The 3,194-nt window shown below is 53.3% G+C and carries 5 protein-coding genes; 1 reads left to right on the top strand and 4 read right to left on the bottom strand.

The annotated features are described in order from the left end of the window. The first annotated feature begins 164 nt into the window (after positions 1 to 164). A complete protein-coding gene (locus BGO64_RS05285) occupies positions 165 to 1,205 on the top strand; it encodes an IS481-like element ISAs19 family transposase (protein WP_042017433.1) in 1,041 nt (346 codons plus the stop codon). An 80-nt stretch (positions 1,206 to 1,285) separates the two neighbouring features. Here BGO64_RS05285 and BGO64_RS05280 read toward each other — a convergent pair whose 3' ends face one another. The 4 genes from BGO64_RS05280 to lysC form a co-directional block, all read right to left on the bottom strand. Further along, positions 1,286 to 1,732, bottom strand: a complete 447-nt coding sequence (locus BGO64_RS05280) for a hypothetical protein (RefSeq protein WP_286700288.1) — start codon at positions 1,730 to 1,732, stop codon at positions 1,286 to 1,288. A 136-nt stretch (positions 1,733 to 1,868) separates the two neighbouring features. Beyond that, positions 1,869 to 2,507, bottom strand: coding sequence for a phage virion morphogenesis protein (locus BGO64_RS05275; protein ID WP_286700287.1), 639 nt, complete (start codon positions 2,505 to 2,507; stop codon positions 1,869 to 1,871). Further along, positions 2,483 to 2,959 (bottom strand): phage tail protein, encoded by a 477-nt coding sequence (locus BGO64_RS05270; protein WP_043162849.1) that lies wholly within the window; start codon positions 2,957 to 2,959, stop codon positions 2,483 to 2,485. Before BGO64_RS05270 ends, BGO64_RS05275 begins: the two co-directional genes overlap by 25 nt. Then, positions 2,934 to 3,194: Rz1-like lysis system protein LysC (gene lysC / locus BGO64_RS05265; RefSeq protein ID WP_286700286.1), on the bottom strand; the 261-nt coding region annotated here is incomplete at its 5' end. The genes lysC and BGO64_RS05270, both read right to left, overlap by 26 nt.

Genomic DNA, 3,194 nt, shown 5'->3' with positions numbered 1-3,194 from the left:
AGTGTGTACGGCGCTGGCACACTGGCGGTGGTGGCTACTGCATAAATCTACTTATTTGTATGGAGATGGTATTCACCTGACAGTTGCCCACAAAAGGGAGTGGTCATACGGCTTCAAACCGGATAACAAAACGGTACCCCTACCGTGTTATCCGGAGTCACCGTATGACCACCAACGAGAAAGTAGCACGTCGTAAACTCAGTCTGCTAGAGCTCGCCAAAGAGCTCAATAACGTCAGCAAAGCCTGCAAGCTCATCGGCTACAGCCGTCAGCAGTTCTACGAAATTCGCCGTAACTATCAGACCTATGGCGCCGAGGGCTTGCTCGACAAACTACCCGGCTGTAAAGGGGCGCATCCCAACCGGGTCGCTCCCGAGATTGAACAGGCTATCCTCGATTACTCTCTCACCAGACCAACCCATGGCCCGCTGCGGGTCGCGCAAGAACTGGCTCTGCAAGGCATCAACGTCAGTGCGGGCGGTGTGCGTGGCGTGTGGCAACGTCACGACTTGCTCTCCAAGCATGACCGCTTGTTGCGCCTCGAGAAAACCCACAGGGAACAGACGATTGAGCTCAATGACGAGCAGATCCGCCTGCTCGAGCGCTTCAGCCCCGAGTTTCGCGAACGCCAAATTGAGGTTCACTACACCGGGGAACTGGTGGCGGTCGACACCTTCTTCGTCGGCGCACTCAAGGGGGTGGGCAAGGTGTATCTGCAAACCGTACTGGACTGCTACAGCCGCCACGCCTGGGGACGGCTCTACACCAGCAAGCTGCCGGTGACCTCGGTTCATGTGCTCAATGAAACGGTATTGCCGTTCTTCGAAGCCCATGAGGCGCGGGTCTATACCATCCTGTCGGACAACGGGCGCGAGTTCTGCGGCCGCCCTGACCATCATCCCTACGAGCTGTTCCTGCAACTGGAGGGGATTGAGCACCGGACCACCAAGGTACGCAGGCCGCAGAGCAACGGCTTTATCGAGCGGCTACATCGCACCCTGCTGGATGAACACTTCCGTATCAAGGGGAGGACAACCTGGTATGAGTCGGTAGAGCAGATGCAGACAGACCTGGACAGCTATCTGGATCACTACAACACCCAGCGGCCACATCAAGGCAGGATGATGGAAGGACAGACTCCCTACAGCATGTTCAAAAAGGGTCTGAAATTGATACCGAAGGAAGTGCGCACTAAAGTAGCGTAAACAAGACACCGGTTTGAGGCCGGTGTCAGGTGATAACTAGATCTGTACAACTTATTCATGAAATGTTTGGCACTTACTTATTAAGTGGTTATATATGCAGAAATGCCGTATTTTATGCTGTCATAAATACCAGAGGCTGCAACACCCTCCAAAATAGCCTTAACTGTTTTTAGTGACTCCTGAACTATGGTGTTTTTGGGCTTTGGTGATGACAGCTGTGCTTTAATAGTGTTTATCTCGGCGATTAACTCATCCTTCAAATTAATTTGAAGTTTGAGACTGTCAATGTTTTCATTTATTTTATCTAGGATTTCTGATAGTGGGGCAACACCTTCCTTTGCTATGGTTATTCCGTCCAGCCCATTTTTAGCTGTTGTCATTCCAATGATTTTCACATCAGCACCTTCTTCAACATAAACTCCAGAACGTGCGTTGCCATATGATATGCCGCCAGTAATCAGTACACCTCTTGCATTTTTTCCTATAAAAATACCATTTCCACTAGGTATGTCTTCATTGTCTTTCATATGTACTCCATAAATAAATCAATAGGTTGAGTTATGTTCCGACTTCCCGGGCAACACTAACCTATAGCCTTATTTATCTGTATTCAAGAGTGGTCTGATAACGAACATTTGTCTCTGCATTTAATTATTGCTATGGCTAAAAATTGTTTTTTAACTTAGCCAGCAGCAGGTCTTCGACCTTGTCGATGTCTTTGTCATCCATGCCCAGTAACCGCCGTTCCGGGTACCGAATGTCTTGGCCCTTGCTGCCTTTGTCTTTCAGACCGTAGTGGTGGATATGGGCGATTTTCTCGGCAGTGCTGGCGAATGTGACCTCGGCCCTGTCGCTATAGCCCTTGGCCTTGAGCCATGTCGACTTGATGAGGCGGGAGAACATCTTGCGCTTGAGCCGACTTTTGTTGACGGTGTCGCCCTTGCTGGCATCGACCTTGATGAAGCGCTTGATGCGTGATCGTTTGAAGGTCCGGATGCCGCCCCGCATGATATCGAAGCCGATGATGTAGCTGCGAGTGCCGCGCCAGCTTTTCAGGTGGCGCACTTCTTTGTCACTGGTGGTGTAGATGAACTTTATCTCGCGGTTGCCGCGCTGCGGCTTGCGCGGGTCCATCTTGCCCCCTTCTGGGGTGACGTTGTCTTTGATGCGCTTGGCGTTGCTTTCGCGCATCTCTTTGGCCATCTGGTCAGCAAACTTGGCCAGCTCCCGTTGCGACAGGTTGGCCCGGATCAACTCTACCCTGGCGGCGAAGTCGTTCAGACGGTCGATGTCGGCTGCCACGGCTGATACTCCCCGTTGATGAACAGTTCCCAGGTGATGCCGTCGTAGGGGTCTTCTGGCGGTTCGGGCAGGTGTTCGTAATGCAGGCCCTGCTCATCCTTCCAAACCTTGACCCGCTCGGTCAGTGGCAGCTTGATTTCGATGTCGCAAGTCTCGTTGTTCTGGATCTCGACTTCGAACCGCATGGCGTTTTCGCGCTTGTCGCTGTTCATCATCAGTTCTGGCTGGTACTGCCTGATCCATGCCAGCAGCGGCACCATGACGGTGTTCACGTTCTGGGCAAAGTCGGCCACGATGATGGTCAGTTCGTACTGGTATTCAAACGACAGGCTGGCGGCGCCGGTGGCAACCAGCTTGCCCTTGTCGACGAATATCATCATGTGATCCGGGTTCTGGCGCAGCAGCGGGATGCACTGCTGCAACACCTCACGGATCTGTTTTGGCTTTTCCATTTTCCCTCCTGTACTGGTGGCGTTGCTGGCAGGCGATAAGGCTGTCGACCTGGGCGGCGCAGGTGGCCCATGCCGCCTCGGTCTGGGTCAGTTGGTCGATCAGATCACCGTTATTGACCGGGCTGGCTGCCGGCAGTTGGCAGGGCGCCGGGGCTGGACAGGTGAGCCTGATAATCTGCGGCGCCGGTGAGGGCGGGGCGCTGGAGCAGCCTGACAACAGGATCAGGCAGAGGGC

Source organism: Aeromonas sp. 62-46 (assembly GCF_001898585.1).
GTDB lineage: Bacteria > Pseudomonadota > Gammaproteobacteria > Enterobacterales > Aeromonadaceae > Aeromonas > Aeromonas caviae.
Note: the sequence above shows the minus strand (reverse complement) of the source record. Positions and strands in the feature narration are given on the sequence as shown.